Here is an 18,902-nt window from a genome sequence, read left to right as displayed (position 1 = left end):
CCCGACCTTCCAGCCCTTTTAGTCCAGCCGCCCGTTACTCAGATATCAACTGTCCGTTTTGCTCGTCTCATTGCGGATGACGATGCGCGCGCCATTGGCCAGCGCCAAGGCGCCCTCGACCACGACGGTCTCGTCGCCCTTCAAGCCTTCCGAAATGATGTCACGACCGTCTTGTGTCCGCGCCACTTTGACCGTGCGCAGGCGGGCCACGCCATTCTCGACCACGTAGACGAAATTGCCTTCCTGGCCGGATTGGGTGGCTTCGCGCGGAATGCTCACCACATCCTGCTCGATGCGCAGAACGATGCGCAGATTGCACAATTGCCCGGGCCAAAGCCCTTCGTCGGCATTGTCAAAAACGGCGCGCACGCTGACGGTGCCCGTCGAGGGATCGATCATATTGTCGACGAAAGCGATCTTGCCCTTGATGGTGCGCTGCGAGCCCTGCGGCGTCGCCTGCACTTCGGCGCCAGTCGCGCCGATGGAATCGCGCAGGTCCGGCAGCAGATATTGCGCGAGCGAGAAGGCGACGTAGATCGGCGCTGTCTGGACGATGGTGGCGAGCGTGCCGGTGGCGGTGTTGTCGCCGGAGCGCACGATATTGCCGGCCTTGGCGCTGATCATGCCGACCCGTCCGGTGATCGGGGCTGAAATCGTGTACCAGCCGAGCTGCACCTTCAGGTTTTCGATCTGCGCCTTGTCGCCGGCGATATTGGCGGTGGCGGTCGCCGCTGCCGTCCGGGCATTGTCGAGATTGATCTTGGTGCCGGCGTTCTTCGACAGAAGTTCGGCGTAGCGGGCGACGTCGCGATTGGCCTGTTCGAGGGCGGCGACATCGCGGGCGAGGGTGGCCTCGGCCTGTTTGATCTGTGCTTCGACCTGACGGGAGTCGAGCTGCGCGATGACCGTGCCGGCCTGGACGAGGCTGCCTTCGGCGACGCCGATCTTGTCGACCTGGGCATCGACGCGGGTCTTCAGCGCCACGGTGGCCATCGGTTGGGCGGTGCCCAGCGAATTGATCACCAGCGGCAAGGAGCCACGCGAGGCCTTGCCCGTGACCACGGGAACGGGGGGGCGGGCGCCGGGGGAGCCGGCTGGCGCGTTCGGTGCGGCGGCCGGCGCTTGCGCCTGGGCCTGGCCGATGGCGCCGCCATTGGCGTTTGGCGCGTAGGCCGGCAAAATTCCGACAAGAATGGACGGCAGATAGGCGCGTGCGGCATTACCGCGATCACCCGCCCCTGGGAAGATCGTGTTGGCGGCGCCCGGCCAGATGACCGCGGACGCGATCACGGCGACGGCCACACCGGTGAGCGTCGTCGCGACGCTGGGCCTTTTCATAGAACGTAGTCTCCCTCCGGCGGACGTTTGCCGTCTCGCCCATGTCTGAAGTTTCACTCCCCCGCCGCTCTTTATATCACGCCGGGGGCGAATGCACCTAGATTACATAAAGTTGAGGATGCTTCGAGTTACGATAAGGCAATGTTTGCGCCAGCCGTGCTCAACGACGGTGGAAAAGCCCGCAAAGCCCCGTAACCAGCCAGCCGAGGATCATCAGCACCCCGCCGGCGGGCGCCGCCATGGGAAAAGCCCGCACGCCAGCCAGCGCCCGCATGGCCAGATCGCCCGAAAACAGCACAGTTCCGAGCAAAAGTGTGCCGCCGCCGGCCAGCAGCATGAGCGACGAGCCGCCGCCCAACGCCAGGGCCAGTAGCGCGGCGGCGTGGAAAAGCAGCATGTTGGAGGCCGGATTGAGCAGTTCCGGCGCGCCGGTGTGAGTCGCGGCAGCGGCCAAAGCCACGCCGGCGGCGCCCATCAGACCGGCAAGCAGGACGAAAAAGCGGCTGGATGACGCCATTGTTATTTCCCTGGATTGAGCAAAGACCGATTGGGGCGGCGGCCTCAATCTTGAATCAAGATTTCCGGCGCAGGGTACAGGCGCTACGCTGACCGTGCGCCTCGTCTGGACTTATATGCATATCTTCATCCTCGCCGATCACGCCTATATCAATGGCGGCCAATCGAAAGTCGCCATCGAAAGCGCGCTCGGGCTTGCGGCGCGTGGCCGCAAGGTGACCTATTTCGCCGCCGTCGGGCCGGTCGACCCGCGCCTGGAGCAGGCCGGCATCGCGGTCATCTGCCTCGATCAGTTTGACATCGATACGACGCCATCAAAACTCGGCTTCCTCACTCAGATCATCTGGAACCGGCCGGCCGAGCGGCGGCTGGAGGCGGCGCTGGCGGGGCTCGACCGGCATGAAACCGTGGTGCATGTCCATGCTTGGCCGAAGGCGTTGTCGCCTTCGATCGGCGCGGCGTTGAAACGGTCCGGGCTGCCGTGCGTCTACACCATGCACGAATTCTTCCTGGTCTGCCCGAACGGCGGCTTTTACGACTATCCCAGAGCCGTGACCTGCCACCGGGTGCCGCTGTCGCTGTCCTGCATCGGCACCAATTGCGACTCGCGCAATTATGCCCGCAAACTGGTGCGGGTCGGCCGGCAAGTGGTGCTCGATCACAGCGGCCTGAAGGAGGCCATCGGCCACGTCATCACCATCAGCGCGCTGCAAGACGAGGTGTCGGGGCCCTATATGCCCAAGCATCCGGTCTATCATCGGGTCGACAATCCGATCGAAGCGCAGGATCTCGGCCCCAAGGAGAAGCCGGGCACAGGCTTTCTCTATGCCGGCCGGTTGTCGCGGGAGAAGGGGATCGAACATTTCTGTGCCGCCGCAGACCTTGCCGGCGTGGCGCCGGTGATCGCCGGTGACGGACCGCTGATGGACGAACTGAAGGCGCGCTATCCGCAGGCCAATTTCCTCGGTTGGCAAAAGTCGGAGGCTGTGCGCGCCCATATGCGGGCGGCGCGGGCGCTGGTGTTTCCCTCGGTCTGGTACGAAGGCCAGCCGCTCACCGTCTATGAAGCCTTGGCGCTGGGCACGCCGGTCATCGTTTCGGATGTCTGTGCCGGCCGCGAGGCGGTGGAGGATGGCGTCAACGGCCTGTGGTTCAAGTCCGGCGATGCGCAGTCTTTGGCTGAGGCGCTGCGACGCCTGAGCGATGAGGGCGAAGCGGCGCGCATGTCGCGCGCCGCTTATGAGCGCTATTGGGCGCGGCCGCTGACCTTGGATAGGCACCTCGACGCCATCGAGGCGATCTATCGGCAGGCGCTGGCTTAATCGCGGCCCGCTTCGACCAGCTTGTCGGCGAGACCGACCGGATTGGTGAAGATGACTTCGTGGCTGCCGGGCATCTGCACCAGCCGATAGAGGCCGAGGCGGCTCGACATGCGGGGGTGCCAGCCCCATTCGCCGGGGGGGAGTGCGATGTCCTCGGTGCAGTTCAGATAGCTTTTCGGGATTTTCGTTTCGTAGAAGCGTTTGAGATCGAGTTTGTCGATCAGCGGCTGATAGGGTTCCGACGACAGCGTTTCGTAAGACGATTTGGCGAGGGCTTCGTCGGCATCGTTGACGAAGGCTTCGCGCCAGATCGGAAACGGCATCGTCACCGTGCGATCGGCCGAGGCGTCCGAGAGCTGCTTGAACAGCGCGCGATAATGCGGCGGGGTTTCATCGTCGAGGCTGTTGCCGGGCAGGGGCACGAAGGCATTCCAAAATACTAGCCGGCGGATGCGATCAGGAATTTCTTCCGCCAGCCGCGAGATGATCGTGCCGCCATAGGAATGGCCGACCAGCGCGAAGTCCTTCAGATCCGCCTTGCTGATCTGGGCGACCAGATCGTCGATCTGCTGGGCGTGGGTGACGTTTTTGTTGACCCCTTTGCCATGGCCCAGCACCGTTGGCGCGGTGACCTTGTGGCCGAGTTGTTCGAGCCGTTTGGCGACCGGCGCCCAATGTTCGCCTGTATGCCAGGCGCCGTGAATCAGAACGAAATGTGTCATCGGTATTCTCCCTCTCCGCTCCCGGCTCTAGCATGATCGGTGCGTGGCGACTTGGACAGAGGCGCTGCCGGTTTTGGACGCAGGCGCCGGATCCTTGCCTTTGCCCCTCGCGCCGACCGGGCTAAGCTGCCCGCCGCCGTGGCCGATGGGAGATCGTCATGCGGGTTTGGTCGACCGACGATGTCAGGGGCAGGGAGCGCTTCTCCTTCTGGAACGACGCGGTCTGCGATGCCTTCCTGAAAGTGCGGACGGAATGTCACGAGCCCGATGGGTTTGAAGGACGCATCAGCAGCGTCGCGGCCGGTCCGCTCCTCGTCAATCACGTGACGTCGCAGACCCATGTGGTGCGTCGCAGTCGCGCTTCGGTGAGCGCCGACAACAGTGACCATTTCCACGTCAATCTGCATATGGGTGGCGCGTGCGTTCTGACTCAAGGCGACAGGCAGCAGCAGCCCGCCATCGGCGAGTGCCTGTTCTTCGACAGTACGCGGCCGTTCGATCTGAATTTTCCGACGGCAATGTCGTTGACCAGTTTCATTGTGCCACGGGCGATGATCCTGGCGCGCGCCGCCGACGCGGTTGATGCCGTGGCCTTGCCGCTGTCGCACAGCGGGGCGGGGGCTCTGTTCACCGCCTTCGCCAGGACATTGGCCGCGACGGCGGATCGATTGAGCCCGGCGGAGGTGGCGCAGGCCAGTGAAATCTTTGTCGATCTGCTGGCCTTGGCGCTCGGCGCGACACGCGGCGAAGGTTTGCGTGAGAGCGTGCGGCAGGCGCGTTTCCAACACGTCTGTCAGCACATCCGCGCTCGCCTTTCAGATCCCGCATTGTCCTTGAACGACGTGGCGCAGGCGGCAGGCCTGGCGCCGCGCACGCTACAGACTTTATTCCGCGGTGAGGGCACGACGTTCAGCGACTATGTGCTGGAACAGCGGCTGCTGCTGGCCGATAGGCAATTGACGGCGGGGTATCGCCGCTCGTTGACGGAACTCGCCTATTCTGTCGGCTTCGGCGATCTGTCTTATTTCAGCCGTGCCTTTCGTCGTCGCTTCGGCGTGACGGCGCGGGAGCGGCGGGCCATGATGCAAAAGTTGTGATTGTTTGGAGGTTTCATGTCAGCTCAATGCCGTCACACTGACAGCATCAAGACCGTCAAGCCCAGCGCCCTGGGCTGCGAGGAATGTTTAAAGACCGGGAGTTGGTGGGTGCATCTGCGTGTGTGCCGCGCCTGCGGCCACGTCGGCTGCTGCGATCAGTCGCCGAACAAGCACGCGACCGGCCATTTTAAGGCCACTGGTCATCCAATCATCGAAGGCTACGACCCGCCGGAAGGGTGGGGCTGGTGCTATGTCGACGAAACCTTCATCGACCTGCCGGATCAGACCCCGCACAATGGGAAGATCCCGCGCTATTTTTGAGGTGGATTATTTGGAATGGATCTGATGGCGGTTGGGCGACGCTGTTGCCATTGCCAACGGACACGAGCGGCTTCGAGCCCCCACACCATGCCGAAACCGAGGAAGACCCAGCGCCAGTGATCGATATCGATCTGGAAGCCTTGCAGCAGCAACACCATGAGCGCGGGCCAGCAGACGTGGGCAAGGCTGCGATACGGTGATTTGACGATCATCATGCGGAAGCCGATGAAGAAGGTCGATGCGATCAAGATCAACCAGGCGAAACCGCCGATCCAGCCGTAGGAGGCGAAGGCGTTGATGTAGGAATTGTGCGGATCGAGGAAGAATTCCAAGCGGAAACGGAGCGGTCCGAAGCCGTTCGGGAGATCGAGCAGCATCGGCAGAGAGCGAAGCTGATTGCCGAAGCGGCCGGTGAGGCCTTCGTCATAGTCCTGTGTGACGGTGGCGCGCTGCAAAAACAGTTCACGTGCGGTGTCGATCGAGAGCACGGCGATCACGGCGACGAAGATGATGGCGAATGCCGCAGCGGCCCATAGCAGCATGCGGCGTCGGACGGAAGCTTGTTCTGCCGTGAGAAAGGTTGCGACGAACATCGTCAGCAAAGCGACGGCGGATGCGCCCCAGGAGCCGCGCGAGAACGACAGGAACACGCCGGCGGCGATGATGCCGAAGCCGAGCATGACCAGCAATGTGTTGCGCATGCGGCCGGTGATCATGCCATGGCCGAGATAGACGAGGCCGAGGATCATGTAGGAGCCGAACACGTTCGGGTCTTTGAACGTGCCGCTGACGCGGCCTTCGTACATGGTCGTATATTCGGCGAGACCGAACAGGCCAAGATAGCCGAGAATGCCGAGAATGGAGCTGACCAGACAGCCGAAGGTGAAGGCTTTCAGGCCGAGCTCCAGTCTCTCTTCGGTCTCCTCCGAAAAGAACATGGCAAAGAAAATGCCCATGATGACGAGATAGAGCGACTGGAATTGAAACAGCCGTGGATCAGGCTCGTTCCAATGGGGCATCAGTGCGACGAAGCCGGCGATGTCGTAGATCACCCACAGGAAGATCATCGGCATCAGCACGACATTGAGCCGGAAGCCGCGCAGCAGCCAGAGCGGAAGAACGATGAACGACAGATAGTCGAACGGCGAGGGTTCGATGATGGAAATGCTGCCGGCGGCGACGAAGAGTGCGAAGACGACACGCAGGATTTTTTCGAGATCGACCTTGCGTCGCATGGTCGGCGGCGTGGCGCCGGTGCTTTGCGGATAGGTCGCGGTGTCGCTCATCGGGCCGCGGCCTCCGGTTTGATCGTGACCTTGCGGCGCACCAGCACGCGGTCGGATGTATGGGAACAGCCGTCGACGCGCATCGAGGCATAGTAGAGCCAGGCTTCGTCGCCGACATCGTCGAAATTGCGCGTCTGCGCCTGTTCGTCAAGCAGCGATGGATAAGAGTTGAGGCGGCCCGCGCCGCAGGCGTTGTCGAACAAGGTCTTGGTGGCAAACAGCAGGCGCGGCTCGCTCCAGGCGATCAGGTCGCGCGAGGTGGCGTAATAGAAGCCGGGCACCGGATAGCTCTTGTCGTCCTTCCATGCCTGCACGACGGCAATCCAGGCGCCGCTGGAGCGTTGGCGCACGATGGCGCCGGGCGCCACGGGGAAGGGCGCGATGGGCTGACATTGGGCGGGCGCGGGCTGTTTCGGGCCATAAGGATCGGCGTAGCGGATGGTGAAACCCTTGCCGTCATAGGCGCGCCAGGAGCCGGCTTTCAGCGGCTCGGCACTGCGAAACAGGCACGCGCCGTAACGCTGACCAGCCCAGCCGGTGGTATTGCTGAAGAAATAATGATTGCCGTTCAAGGCGATGATGTTCGAGGGATTGAAGAAGCCGCGATGGCGGCCTTGTTCGACATCCTGGCGGAAGGGCGCCGAGGCGATCACCGGGGGCGTCTGTTTGGTGAAAGTCGCGCCGCCATCATGGGAGGCCGCACCGATCAGCGTGTTGAACCAGCAGCCAAGTGTCGCCTTGTCCTTCGGCACGTTGCATTGGCCGTTACGATCGCCATGAAATTCGTGATGGACCACGGCGGCGATGTCCTTGCCGTTGTCGGTCCAAGTGGCGGCGATCCAGCTCTGATGATCGTAGGCGGCGGGATCGGCGCTGAACGCGGCCTTGAAGGCAACCTTGCAATCGAGCTTGAGGTGGGAAAGGTCCTGGCCGCGCAGCGGACGGTTGACGTCGTGCAAAGCGAACATCACGACTTTGTTGTCGGCATCGCGAAAGGCGCGGGCGTTGACGTCGGGCACGTCGTGGCCGTCGCAGGCATCGCGCTTTGGATCGAACATGATCTGCGTGTCGTCGGCCAGGGTCAGCTTGACCCGCGGCGCATCGGCCCATGCCGGCAGGCTGGCACCGATTGCGGCCATCATGGCTAACGCCCGGAATTTAAGCGCATGCGGGCTCAATAGGCGTTCTCCGCCTTCAGCAGCGCGAAGGGCGTGACCGCGAGGATGTACATGTCGAACAGGATCGACCAGTTCTCGATGTAGAACAGGTCATATTCGACGCGGCGCTGAATCTTGTCCTGGGTATCGGTTTCGCCGCGCAGGCCGTTCACCTGCGCCCAGCCGGTGATCCCCGGCCGCATACGGTGGCGGGCGAAATAGCCGTCGACCACTTTCTCATATTCGCGGTCGGCGGCCTTGGCGGTCACCGCATGGGGGCGGGGGCCGACGAGGGACAGATTGCCCTTGAGCACGACGTTGAACAGTTGCGGCAGTTCGTCGAGCGAGGTGCGGCGGATGAAGCGGCCGACGCGGGTCACGCGTGGATCTCCGCGCGTCACCATCTTCTTCATCGTCGGGTCGAGCTGGTCGGAATACATCGAGCGGAATTTGAACACTTCGATGAGTTCGTTGTTGAAGCCATAGCGCTGCTGGCGGAACAGCACCGAGCCGCGTGAATCGAGCTTGATGGCGACGGCGATGGCCAGCATCACCGGCGACAGGACGAGGAGGCACAGGGCGCCGACGATGCGGTCAAACGCCGACTTCAGCACCAGATCCCAATCGACGATCGGCCGGTCGAAGACATCGAGCACGGGCACGTCGCCGATCCAGGAATAGGAGCGGGGACGCAGCCGCAATTTGCTGGCATGGGCGGCCAGGCGGATGTCGATCGGCAGCACCCACAGCTTGCGCAGCATCTGCAGGACGCGTTGTTCGGCGGTGATCGGCAGAGACAGGATGACGAGATCGACCTTGGCGTGGCGGGCGAATTCGGGCAGGTCGTCGACGGTGCCGAGCTTGGGATAGCCGGCCACCACATCGGGCGTGCGGTCATCGGCGCGATCGTCGAAGACGCCGTAAATGCGCAGGCCCGTATCCCTTTGCTGGGACAGGGCGGTCAGCAGTTCGGCGCCGGCTTCGCCGCCACCGACGATGACGGTGCGGCGGTCGAGCTGGCCGCGCCGGGTCAGCCAGCGCACACCGACGGCGACGAGGATGCGGCCGGCGATGAGCAAAGCGAGGCCGAGGACGAAGAAGCCGGCCGCCCAGACGCGCGAGAAGGCGCCTTCGAGCTTGAACAGGAAGGTGACGGACAGGGCGGCGAGGAAAACCAGAAGCCAGGCGCAGGCGAGGCGCAGGCCCCGGCCGATCGGCGCGCGGAAAGCGGCGATCGTGTTTAGTTCGAAGGCCTGAAACAGGATCAGGGCGAAAAAGGCGACGGTGGGAATCGCGGCAACGTAATAGCTTTCGAGGCCGCGCACCGGCTGTACATAGACGGCGTGGACGGCAAAGCCGGCGACGCAGATCACCAGGAAATCGAACAGGCGTACCAGGCCGATCAGGACAATGGGAGACCAGGCTGGCCGCGTGTCGCTGCCGGCCAGGGTTTCGGCGAGCCGCGCCATGCGGACGCGACGCTCCTCCTGCTGCGCCTGCTGTTCAGGCGTCAGCGGGGGCGTCTGTTCAACCCGTTTCATATCGTCGACGGTGAACGTGTTCATGACCGGTCGGTTCAACTGTTCTGCGGTACGATATTAGAACGCCAAGGCCGTGGTTCGGCCATTATCTCCCATGCTGGGCAATTTTCTGGCCAAGGCGGCCCGGTAGCCTTCGATCACCGCGTCGACCATTTGATGAATGGTGAATCGAGAGGCGACGTAGTCGGCCAGCAGGCCCGCCTCGCGGGCGATGGCGCCGTCCGATTTGCCAGCCTGATCGATCATGGCCGAGGCCAGGGTGGAGGGCTCGTTGCTGGGAATCAGCCGGCCGGCATAGGGGCCGAAGATTTCCGGAATGCCGCCGACCGAGGTCGAAATCATCGGCAGGCGGGCGGCGGCCGCCTCGAGCACGATATAGGGCAGCGATTCGGCGCGGGACGGGACGATGAGAGTGTGGCCGAGACGGAAGGCCTCGCGTGCCGGCATCGGGCCGGGGAAGGTGACACGCCCGTTGAGCCCGTTGCGCAAGGCCTGCGCCTGCAGCTCCTCCTTGTCCGGGCCGGAACCGACGAGCACCGTTCGGATGCGCCGGTGGGTGCGCAGTTCGAACTCCAGATGAGCGTCGAGCAGGGTGTCGATGCCCTTGGCCGAGCGCAGTTCGCCGACATAGAGAAAGTCGGCGGCATCCGCATTGGCGGTCACGGGCACGTATTCCGCCTCGCTGATTCCATTGGGAATCACCCGGGTGAAGGCGCCGGGCGCATGGACGTAGCGGATGAAGCAGCTCTGGATGAAGGCGCTTTCGAACAGAAAAATGTCGGTGGCCCGGGCCAACACCGATTCGGTCGCCATATAGATTCGGTGCAGATAGCTGCCGGGGCGATAATTGAAACTGCCGCCATGGGGCGTGTAGGCGCGAATCGCCGGCGCGGCGCCGGGCAGGAACCCCGGCAAGCGGGCGTAAAGGCCGCCCTTGGACCCGTGGCCGTGAATCACGTCCGGCTGCAAATGCCGCATCAATTTGCGGATTCGTGCCAGATTGCCGATGTCGGTGGGATGCGGGTTGCGCCGCATGGGGAGGCGAACAAGGCCAAGGTCAAGACGAGGGGCGAGTTCCGCCAGCACCGAGTCGGTCCGGTCTCCGCCCGTCAGAGAATCGCAGATGATGCCGACGTGATGGCCGCGTTCGATCTGCGCGCGGGTGAGATCCAGGACATGCCGAAAAAGGCCGCCGAGCGGAGCGCGGAAGACGTGGATTATTTTGAGACGGTCATCCGAGGGCGGCGCTTCCAACATGACACATGCCTTTAGCGCCTGTCCTAGAAGAAGCGCTCCCGGACTGTGATCGTGTCGCCCGGCAGGACCGGATAGGTCAGCGGCACTGATCCCGTGACGGGAGCGCCGTTGATGACTCGCGTCAGATCGGCGCTCGATCTCGACGCGCGTGGCCCGAAACCTCCGGCCACCGCGACGGCATTTTGTACCGTCATGCCGTTAATGAATGGGTACTGGCCGGCGGTGATCACTTCCCCGAGGATGAAGAAGGGACGGTAAGCCTCGACTTCGACAGAGACTTTCGGCTCGCGCAGATAGCCGCCACGCAGTTTGCCTTCGATGATGCGTTCAAGCTGAGTGGTGGAATGGCCGAAGGCGTCGATCGGGCCGATCAGCGGCATGGAAATGCGGCCGGCTCCGTCGACGGCATAGGAGTTCGAGAGCGAATCCTGGCCGAAAACGATGATGCGGAGACGATCGCCGGAGGCCAGAAGGTAAGGGGCCGCCGCGTTCGCCTCGAGGAGCTCGTTTTGATAATGGGTCCTGGCACAGCCCTGCAACGCGATCGCCGCGAGGGCCAGGGCCGCGATGAACGAACGCCGTATCATGCTGCAACCACACGAGACTTTTCCCTCCGGCCATCGGCGGGATCACGGCTTAAGTCTTAGGGTGGTATGGTTAATAAAGCCTAAGCAACTCAGTGCCGTGGGATTGGCGGGTTAACCAGCCCTCAACCATAAGGCGCTCTAATCCGCCCAGTTTCCGAAAGGGCGTTTCATGAGTTCCCAGGCGACCGATTCTAACGATCAAAGATACGACGGCCGCACGCTGGACCTCGATCTGCCGGGTATCTGGCGGACGGTCTGGCGTAAGCGCAACGTTATCTTGGGAACGACGGCTCTTTGCTTCGCGCTCGCTACCGCTTTCGTGCTGGTCGTCAAGCCGCGCTACACCGGCGAGGCCAAGGTACTGATCGAGAATCAGGAAAACTATTTCACGCGGCCGGAGCGGGTGCAGACTGAGTCGTCGGGCCAGGCCCCCGACCAGGAGGCGGTCGCGAGCCAGGTGCAGGTGGTGACGTCGCGCGATCTCGGCCGTGAGGCGATCCGCGCGCTGGGGCTGCGGGGCAATTCCTATTACGATCCGCTGGCTGGCGGCAGCCTGCTCGGCAATCTATTGTCGCTGCTTGGCGTCAGCCGCACGCCGGCTAATCCGGAAGATCGCATTCTCGACAACTACTTCGATGCGCTGGCGGTGTTCCCGGTGCCGAAGTCGCGCGTGTTGCAGATCGAGTTCAAGGCGCCCGATCCCGATCTCGCCGCCAAGGGCGCCAACACGATCGCCGATCTTTATATCGACATGCAGTCGCAAGCGAAGCGCGAGCGTGCCAAGGCGGCCGCGGAATCGCTGGGCACGTTGGTGGGCGAACTGCGCAAGCAAGTGGCGCAGTCGGAAGCCAAGCTCGAAGCGTTTCGCGCCTCGACCGGCCTGATGCTCGGCGCCAACAATATGACGCTGCCGACGCAGGCGCTCTCCGATATCAACGGTCAGCTCGCCACGGCGCGCTCGGCCCAAGCCGAGGCGCAGGCCAAGGCGAAACTGCTGCGCGATGCCATTCGCAGCGGCCGCCTCACCGATATGCCGGATATCGCCAAGGATGATCTGATCCGCCGCATTTCCGAACAGCGCATCAATCTGCGGGCGCAACTAGCGCTGGAATCGCGCACGTTGGGACCGCAGCATCCGCGCATCAAGGATTTGATGGCGCAGCTTGCGACGCTCGATGCCGATCTGCGCACGGCCGCCGAACGCTCGGCGCGCGCCTTGGAGAACGATGCCAAGATCGCCGGCGCGCGCGTCGACAATCTTATCGCCGCCGTCGATCAGCAGCGGCGCACTGTCGGCAATGCCAGCGGTGACGAAGTGCGGCTGCGCGAACTCGAACGCGACGTGAAGCTGCAAAAGGATCAGCTCGAATCCAACATCACCAAATATCAGGAAGCGACGGCGCGCCAGGAATCGGCCTCGACCCCCGGCGATGCGCGTGTGATTTCGCGTGCCGTGGCGCCGCAACTGCCGTCGTTCCCGAAAAAGCTGCCGATCATCGTGATGGCGACGCTGGCAGGTCTTGTCCTGTCGATCGGCGCCGTCCTGATGCGCGAATTCCTCACCGGCAACAGCTTCGTGCCGAATGGCCCGCAAGGCACCTATGCGCCGCCGTCGCCGCGGCATGATCCCGATCCGCGCCCGGGCCGCACGATGGATGTCGTCGAGGCGTCGCCTGCCGATCGCCCCGTGACGCCTGACGTGCGCGTCGAACCGCGGCCTGATCCGCGTCCGACTCGCAGCTTGTTTGCCTTGCCGGCCTTGGCTTCTTTGCTCGCTGGCTGGCGCAGGAGCAAAATCGAGGACGCCAAGCCCGAACCGGAATCCGAATCCGACATGCCCGCGGTGCCCGAATCCGTGCCCATGCCGTTGGCGGAACCTGTGGCTGACGCGGACGCGCCAAGCGATGTGCCTGCTGATACGCGCCTGTCGGTTGCCACCGTCGCACGCCGTCTGCTCGACACGGCCGAAATCGAATATGCCACGCGGGTCATGACGGTGCCGACCGATGCGGCGCTCGACAGCCGCGAGACGGCCTATCCCTTGGCGCGGGAACTTGCCAATGAAGCCCGGACGATTCTGCTCGATTTCCGCCGTTCGCCACTGCGCGAACATCGGGAAGGGCTGTCGGATCTGTTGACCGGTGACGCCTCGTTCGAAGAGGTGATCCATCGCGATCGCGGTTCGCGCCTGCATGTGCTCGAGGCGGGCGAGGGCAGCGTGCTGATCGGCGAAGACCTGGAAGCGATCATCGACGCCCTGTCGCAGACCTATGAATTCCTCGTTCTGTCGATGCCGCCGGTGGCGGATGATGGAATCACCAAGGGGCTGGCGCCAGCCGCCGATTGCGTCTGTGTGGTTTCGCCCGCGATGGGACCAGTGGCAACGGCGCTTGGTTCATCGCTGGTGGAAGCCGGCGCTGGCGAAGCCGTCGTCATGCAAACCTCGCCGGCGCCGGAAATGCCGCGGCCGAGCCGTCGGCCGGTGGTTAGCGACGCGGCTTGATTTAATTTCGACGCAGAAAGCCGAGGCTGGCGCGCAGGCGCTTCGCCATTGGCCAGGCCCATTCGCTTTGCTTGATGAGGCGCTTGGCGCGGCGGCGGGTCTTTTCCATCGCCACGAAAGCCTTGCCGGCGCCGCTTTGGCCGATCAACGTGTCGAACAGCGGCTCGGCCTCGTTGCACCAGGTGTTCTTGTAGCGGCCTTCGCCGATGCCGAGATCGAAGCGCGTCAGACCGTCCTGGCATTTGGCTTCGATCAAGCGTTGCAGCAGCAGATCGCCGGGGCTGAAACGGGCGATCATCGGATCCATGTCGAAGGAATTGATCATGCCATGGAAGCGGCCGCGATGGATGCCGCCGCCATAAATGGCAATGATGCGGGTGCCCATCGCCAGCGTGTGCAGTTCGATCGCGGGTGCTTCTCCGTCACGCGGCAGGCAGGAACGGCGAAAATAAGCCAGCGCCACATCGTTGCGCATGTCGGAAGTGATGTTCATCTGGGCGAAGCGCTCACGCTTCTGCGCCAGATAAGTGTCGATCGTCGCCTCGATCTCTTCGGCGGTCATGGCCTTGTGGTAGGCGACCGGGCCCTGTTCTTCGAGTTTACGCGCCTTGTAGCGCAGTTTCTTACGGGTATCGGCCGACAATCGCTCCTTGGCGAGCGCTTCGAAATCGGCGGTGAGCGTGGTCGAATAGCAAAAGCTCGGACTGTCCTGGCGGCCGAGCGCAGCGAAAGGATTGGGACGGCCTTCCCAAGTAAGAGGCTGGTTGGCCAGCACATAGGCGTCCGGCTTCAGCGCGCTGGCCTGGGCCACCTGCATCAGAATGGCCACGAGAATGTTGCGGGGCGGCTCGCTGCCCGGCCGATACAGGCCGAGATTGGCGTTGGAGTCGCGGCCGCCGAGGAACTGGGCCAGCCGCAGGCCGCCCGCCGTCTGGATGCCGAAAGGCAGCAGCATTTGCGGTGCGCCGCTGCCCGGATCGCGGGTGAGGATCAGGAGCGGGCGGATGCCGGCGGCCGGGCAGACGGTCTCGATCCACGGCAGCAACCAGCGCCGTGTCTGATACACGGAAGCCGGCGCGATCGCCTCCAGTTCGGCCCAGGCGTCGAGGACGCCGGCCGGATCGTCGTGAATCTCGATGCGAGGAAGTATGCTCACGCTCTCGGCCATGGTTTGCGCGACAGGGGCGTCGCGACGATTTGTTCGTAACTGCCGTCTATGATGGACTGTTAAAATAGCTTGCAATTGTCAATGCGGACTTATCCGAGGTTGTGAATCTGCCATGCGCGCGAGCGTCAAGGAAAAGGCCATCGCGGCCGGTTTCGCGGTGTTCCGGGCCACGGGGCTGCACCGGGCGGCGCGCTTTGCCCGTGGCGCGGGCGTGATTCTGATGTTCCATCACGTGCGGCCGTGGGCGGGGCAAGGTTTTGCGCCGAACCGGCTTCTGGAGATCACGCCGGATTTTCTGGAGACGGTGATCGACACTTTGCGCGGCGAGGGCTTCCAGATCGTCAGCCTCGATCAGGCCGTCGAACGGCTGGGGCAGCGCGGGGAAAAGCCCTTTGCCGTGCTGACCTTCGACGATGGCTATAAGGACAATCTCGAATATGCCCTGCCGATCCTGCGCCGCCACGAGGCGCCGTTCACCCTCTATGTGACGACTGGCTTCGCCGGGCGTACGGCAAGGCTCTGGTGGGTGGAGCTTGAAGAGGCGATCCGCGCCCTCGACCAGATCGAGATTGAGATCGGCGGCACGCGGTTCATGCTTGATTGCCGCAACGACACGGAAAAAGCCGAGGCCTTCCGGGCGCTCTATTGGCCGTTGCGCGCTGGTTCCGAACAGGATTTGCTCGATCGCATTGCCGGTCTCGCGCGGCAAGCCGGTGTCGCGCCCGTGAAACTCGTCGAGCGGTTGTGCCTCGATTGGGATGGCCTGCGCCAGATCGCGCGCGATCCGCTGTGCACCATCGGCGTGCATACGCTGACCCATCCGATGCTCGCCAAGCATGATGAGGCTTTCGCGCGGCGTGAACTGGCGGAGAGCCGCGCGATCATCGAACGCGAGATCGGCCAGCCGGCGCGCCATCTGGCATTTCCCGTCGGCGATCCGACCTCGGCGGGACCGCGTGAATTCGCGCTGGCTGAGGAACTCGGTTTCGCCAGCGCGGTGACGACCCGGCCCGGCATGGTGTTCCCCGAGCACGCTAAGCACCTAACCGCATTGCCGCGCCTCTCGGTGAACGGCCATTGGCAGGACCGGGCCTTTCTTGAAGTGCTGCTGTCGGGCGCGCCCTTCGCCCTGTGGAACAGGGGCCGGCGAGTGAACGCAGCTTAGCTGTAGCCTTCACCCGGTACCGCGACTACGATCTTCCGACGAGGAATCGGGAAGCGGTAGATGATGGAACCGGCGCGGACGGAACGATCCTGGCGACCTCTGGCGGTCGTTGCTGGTGTGCTGGTTGTTTATGCGCTGGGCAGCAAGATCCCGTTGCCGGGCCTTGATGTCGAGCGGCTCGCCGCCATGCCCATGCAAGGTGCCATGAGCCGTCTGTCGGTCATGGCCTTGGGGCTGATGCCGTTTCTGAGCGTGCTGATCTTTTTCGAGATCGCCAAACTGGCGATCCCGCCCTTCGCGCAGTGGCAGGCCCGTTCTCCTGCAATGGCCTACCGTCTGCTGCTTATTTTCGTCGTCGTTCTTGCGACAATGCAGGCCTATGGCGTGGTTTCCGCTTTGGCGGGAGCGGGGCTTTTGCAGGCGGACGACAATACGACCATGCTCGCCGTGATCGCCGCCTTGGTGGGCGGCACGCTGCTGCTGGTCTGGCTGGCCGATCGCATCGATCTGCCTGGCATCGGCAATGGCTTCTGGTTGGTTTGGATCGCGCCCTTTCTTGGCGGTTTTGCCGCGTTGGCCGCGACCGTGATCACGGCGATGCAAGTCGGTGCTTTGGGTCTGGGCGGCGTGTTGATCGGTTTGGCTTATATCCTGCTGGCGAGCGCCGCTGTCGTCCTGGCGAACAGAGTTGTCGCGCGGGGGGACTACGGGGTTGCGCCGATCGCGATACAAGCGCTGATCTGGCCGCCTTTGCTGGCCAATGTCGTAGCGGGTTATATTGCCGCCTTCTTCTATCTCGTCTTTTCGCTGTCGCCGCGGGCGCTCGCGATCATCCAACTGATCCTGCTCGTGCCGCTGATCGGGCTCTTCGTCTTTGCCTATATGCGCCAGTCGATGCGCGCCGATGCGGCGCCTGGGTACGCGGTTCGGGCGGCGCCGTGGGTGTTGCTCTGTCTGTTGGAACTGGTCGTCTGCGTCGGGGGCGAGCTGTTGAGCGAATTTCTGGCTTTGCCGTGGCGTTTCAGCGGGGCTTTGCTCATCATCACCGTGACGGTGATGATGTCGCTGCTGCGTCTCTTACCCTTTAAAGCGAGCGCTTAAAATAGTGCGCGATCTCGCCGACGATGCCACGGCGGAAGGTGAGCACGCAGACCACGAAGATCACGCCCTGCATCACGATCACCCATTGGCCGAACTGGGCGAGATATTGCTGCATGGTGATGATGATGAAGGCGCCGACGATCGGACCGAAGATCGTGCCGAGGCCGCCAAGCAAAGTCATCAAAACCACTTCACCGGACATCGACCAGTGCACATCGGTTAGACCCGCATTCTGCGCGACCAGCACTTTCAGGGAACCGGCGAGGCCGGCGAGCGCGCCGGACAGAATATAGGCCATGAGCTTGTACTGATCGGCGCGATAGCCAAGCGAGATCGCCCGCTGTTCGTTCTCGCGGATCGATTTCAAGACTTCGCCGAACGGCGAATTGATGATGCGGAAGATGAGCAGGAAGGCGAGCAGGAAAACGATGAGAACGAAATAATAGAGGGTGAGGGGGCGGGAGAGATCGATGAAGCCGAACAGCCGGCCCTGCGGCACGCCCTGGATGCCGTCCTCGCCATGGGTGAACGGTGTTTGCAGATAGATGAAATAGAGGAGCTGCGACAGCGCCAAGGTGATCATGGCGAAATAGATGCCCTGTCGGCGAATGGCGATGAGGCCGGTCAGCACCGCGAGTGCGGCGGAGGCGGCGACGCCCAGGAGAATGCCCAGCGCCGGCTCGAAACCCCAGACCTTCAAGGCATGAGCGGTGACATAGCCGGCCGTGCCCAGGAACATGGCATGGCCGAACGACAAAAGACCGCCATAGCCGATCAGCAGATTGAAGGCGCAGGCGAATAAGGAAAAGCACAGTGCCTGCATGACGAAATAGGGATAGAGCCCGGTGAAGGGGACGACGGCCAGGATCACGGCCATGACGACGAAGACGATGCTTTCGTCGCGGGTGTTGTTGGCCGGGTTGGTGCTCGCGGTAATCGATGTCATGTCAGTTGGCCCGTCCCGTCAGTCCCGTCGGCTTCACCAGTAGCACCAGCACCATCAGAACGAAGACGACGGTGTTGGAGGCTTCGGGATAAAAATATTTCGTCAGTCCCTCGATCACGCCGAGCGCGAAGCCGGTGATGATCGAACCCATGATCGAGCCCATGCCGCCGATTACCACCACAGCGAAGACGACGATGATCAGATCCGCGCCCATCAAGGGGCGGACCTGATTGATCGGCGCGGAGAGGACGCCGGCCAGCGCCGCGAGACCGACGCCGAGACCGTAGGTGAGAGTGATCATACGGGGAACGTTGATGCCGAAGGCTTGCACAAGAGTGGGGTTTTCCGTCGCCGCGCGCAGATAGGCACCGAGCCTCGTGCGCTCGATGAGGAACCAGGTGGCGAAACAGACGACGAGAGAGAAGACCACCACCCAGGCGCGATAGATGGGCAGGAACATGAAGCCGAGGTTGATGCCGCCGCGCAATTGCTCAGGGATGGCATAGGGCAGGCCGGAGGAACCGAAATAATTCTGGAACAGGCCCTGGATGATGAGCGCGAGGCCGAAGGTCAGCAGCAATCCATAAAGATGATCGAGGCCTTGCAGGCGATGCAGCATGGTGCGTTCGAGCACCATGCCGAACAGGCCGATGACGATGGGCGCCAGCAGCAGTGACCACCAGTAGCCGAGCCCAGTATATTCGAGGAAGAAATAGGCGACGAAGGCGCCCATCATATAGAGAGCGCCGTGGGCGAAATTGATGATGTTGAGCATGCCGAAAATGACGGCGAGCCCCAGGCTCAAAAGCGCATAGAAGGAGCCGTTGATCAGACCCACCAGAAGTTGGGCGTAAAGGGCTTGCATCGCGATCGGT

At 63.1% G+C, this 18,902-nt stretch carries 17 protein-coding genes; 6 read left to right on the top strand and 11 right to left on the bottom strand.

Translation table 11 applies throughout. The features are described 5' to 3' along the window. Window positions 1-45: 45 nt before the first annotated feature. On the bottom strand, window positions 46-1,338 hold the full coding sequence (locus OIM99_RS16765; RefSeq protein WP_311851584.1) for an efflux RND transporter periplasmic adaptor subunit: 1,293 nt from the start codon (window positions 1,336-1,338) through the stop codon (window positions 46-48). Between the two features lie 160 nt (window positions 1,339-1,498). Next, the gene (locus OIM99_RS16760) at window positions 1,499-1,855 is read right to left on the bottom strand and encodes a DUF423 domain-containing protein (RefSeq protein WP_311851583.1); all 357 of its coding nucleotides are present in this window, start codon (window positions 1,853-1,855) and stop codon (window positions 1,499-1,501) included. A gap of 115 nt (window positions 1,856-1,970) precedes the next feature. Between OIM99_RS16760 and OIM99_RS16755 the strand changes: the two genes are divergently transcribed. Next, window positions 1,971-3,176, top strand: a complete 1,206-nt coding sequence (locus OIM99_RS16755) for a glycosyltransferase family 4 protein (RefSeq protein ID WP_311851582.1) — start codon at window positions 1,971-1,973, stop codon at window positions 3,174-3,176. On the opposite strand, the gene OIM99_RS16750 is transcribed toward OIM99_RS16755, so the two are convergent. Beyond that, window positions 3,173-3,898, bottom strand: coding sequence for an alpha/beta hydrolase (locus tag OIM99_RS16750; protein WP_311851581.1), 726 nt, complete (start codon window positions 3,896-3,898; stop codon window positions 3,173-3,175). The two genes, OIM99_RS16755 and OIM99_RS16750, sit on opposite strands and share 4 nt — an antisense overlap. A 158-nt stretch (window positions 3,899-4,056) precedes the next feature. Here OIM99_RS16750 and OIM99_RS16745 point away from each other — a divergent pair, with 158 nt between their 5' ends. Next, window positions 4,057-4,995, top strand: a complete 939-nt coding sequence (locus OIM99_RS16745; protein ID WP_311851580.1) for a helix-turn-helix domain-containing protein — start codon at window positions 4,057-4,059, stop codon at window positions 4,993-4,995. Between the two features lie 15 nt (window positions 4,996-5,010). After that, window positions 5,011-5,316 carry a UBP-type zinc finger domain-containing protein gene (locus OIM99_RS16740; RefSeq protein ID WP_311851579.1) on the top strand — a complete coding sequence of 102 codons (306 nt, stop codon included), beginning with the start codon at window positions 5,011-5,013 and terminating at the stop codon, window positions 5,314-5,316. Here OIM99_RS16740 and OIM99_RS16735 read toward each other — a convergent pair. From OIM99_RS16735 to OIM99_RS16715, 5 genes are read right to left on the bottom strand one after another with little or no spacing between them, the layout of a single operon-like run. Then, window positions 5,307-6,602 carry an O-antigen ligase family protein gene (locus tag OIM99_RS16735; protein ID WP_311851578.1) on the bottom strand — a complete coding sequence of 432 codons (1,296 nt, stop codon included), beginning with the start codon at window positions 6,600-6,602 and terminating at the stop codon, window positions 5,307-5,309. The two genes, OIM99_RS16740 and OIM99_RS16735, sit on opposite strands and share 10 nt — an antisense overlap. Beyond that, window positions 6,599-7,744, bottom strand: a complete 1,146-nt coding sequence (locus OIM99_RS16730) for a hypothetical protein (protein WP_311851577.1) — start codon at window positions 7,742-7,744, stop codon at window positions 6,599-6,601. Before OIM99_RS16730 ends, OIM99_RS16735 begins: the two co-directional genes overlap by 4 nt. Window positions 7,745-7,776: 32 nt before the next feature. Continuing rightward, complete coding sequence (locus OIM99_RS16725) at window positions 7,777-9,324, bottom strand: undecaprenyl-phosphate glucose phosphotransferase (RefSeq protein WP_311851576.1); 1,548 nt, start codon at window positions 9,322-9,324, stop codon at window positions 7,777-7,779. Between the two features lie 33 nt (window positions 9,325-9,357). Continuing rightward, window positions 9,358-10,557 (bottom strand): glycosyltransferase family 4 protein, encoded by a 1,200-nt coding sequence (locus OIM99_RS16720; RefSeq protein ID WP_311851575.1) that lies wholly within the window; start codon window positions 10,555-10,557, stop codon window positions 9,358-9,360. A gap of 23 nt (window positions 10,558-10,580) precedes the next feature. Continuing rightward, complete coding sequence (locus OIM99_RS16715) at window positions 10,581-11,144, bottom strand: polysaccharide biosynthesis/export family protein (RefSeq protein ID WP_311851574.1); 564 nt, start codon at window positions 11,142-11,144, stop codon at window positions 10,581-10,583. Between the two features lie 169 nt (window positions 11,145-11,313). Here OIM99_RS16715 and OIM99_RS16710 point away from each other — a divergent pair, with 169 nt between their 5' ends. Next, entirely contained in the window at window positions 11,314-13,647 is a 2,334-nt protein-coding gene (locus OIM99_RS16710; protein WP_311851573.1) for an exopolysaccharide transport family protein, read from the top strand. A 1-nt stretch (window position 13,648) separates the two neighbouring features. Here OIM99_RS16710 and OIM99_RS16705 read toward each other — a convergent pair whose 3' ends face one another. After that, on the bottom strand, window positions 13,649-14,803 hold the full coding sequence (locus OIM99_RS16705; RefSeq protein WP_311851572.1) for a GNAT family N-acetyltransferase: 1,155 nt from the start codon (window positions 14,801-14,803) through the stop codon (window positions 13,649-13,651). Window positions 14,804-14,927: 124 nt separating this feature from the next. On the opposite strand from OIM99_RS16705, the gene OIM99_RS16700 reads away from it, so the two are divergent. Both OIM99_RS16700 and OIM99_RS16695 read left to right on the top strand, forming a co-directional pair. Next, on the top strand, window positions 14,928-15,980 hold the full coding sequence (locus OIM99_RS16700; protein ID WP_311851571.1) for a polysaccharide deacetylase family protein: 1,053 nt from the start codon (window positions 14,928-14,930) through the stop codon (window positions 15,978-15,980). Between the two features lie 60 nt (window positions 15,981-16,040). Beyond that, the gene (locus OIM99_RS16695) at window positions 16,041-17,081 is read left to right on the top strand and encodes a hypothetical protein (RefSeq protein ID WP_311851569.1); all 1,041 of its coding nucleotides are present in this window, start codon (window positions 16,041-16,043) and stop codon (window positions 17,079-17,081) included. Here OIM99_RS16695 and OIM99_RS16690 read toward each other — a convergent pair. Beyond that, window positions 17,065-18,027, bottom strand: a complete 963-nt coding sequence (locus OIM99_RS16690) for a branched-chain amino acid ABC transporter permease (RefSeq protein WP_311851568.1) — start codon at window positions 18,025-18,027, stop codon at window positions 17,065-17,067. The genes OIM99_RS16695 and OIM99_RS16690 overlap by 17 nt on opposite strands. 1 nt (window position 18,028) lies before the next feature. Then, window positions 18,029-18,892 (bottom strand): branched-chain amino acid ABC transporter permease, encoded by an 864-nt coding sequence (locus tag OIM99_RS16685; RefSeq protein WP_311851567.1) that lies wholly within the window; start codon window positions 18,890-18,892, stop codon window positions 18,029-18,031. Between the last annotated feature and the right edge of the window lie 10 nt (window positions 18,893-18,902).

Source organism: Methylocella sp. CPCC 101449, assembly GCF_031921685.1.
GTDB lineage: Bacteria > Pseudomonadota > Alphaproteobacteria > Rhizobiales > Beijerinckiaceae > Terripilifer.
This window is presented reverse-complemented; position numbering and strand designations above follow the sequence as displayed.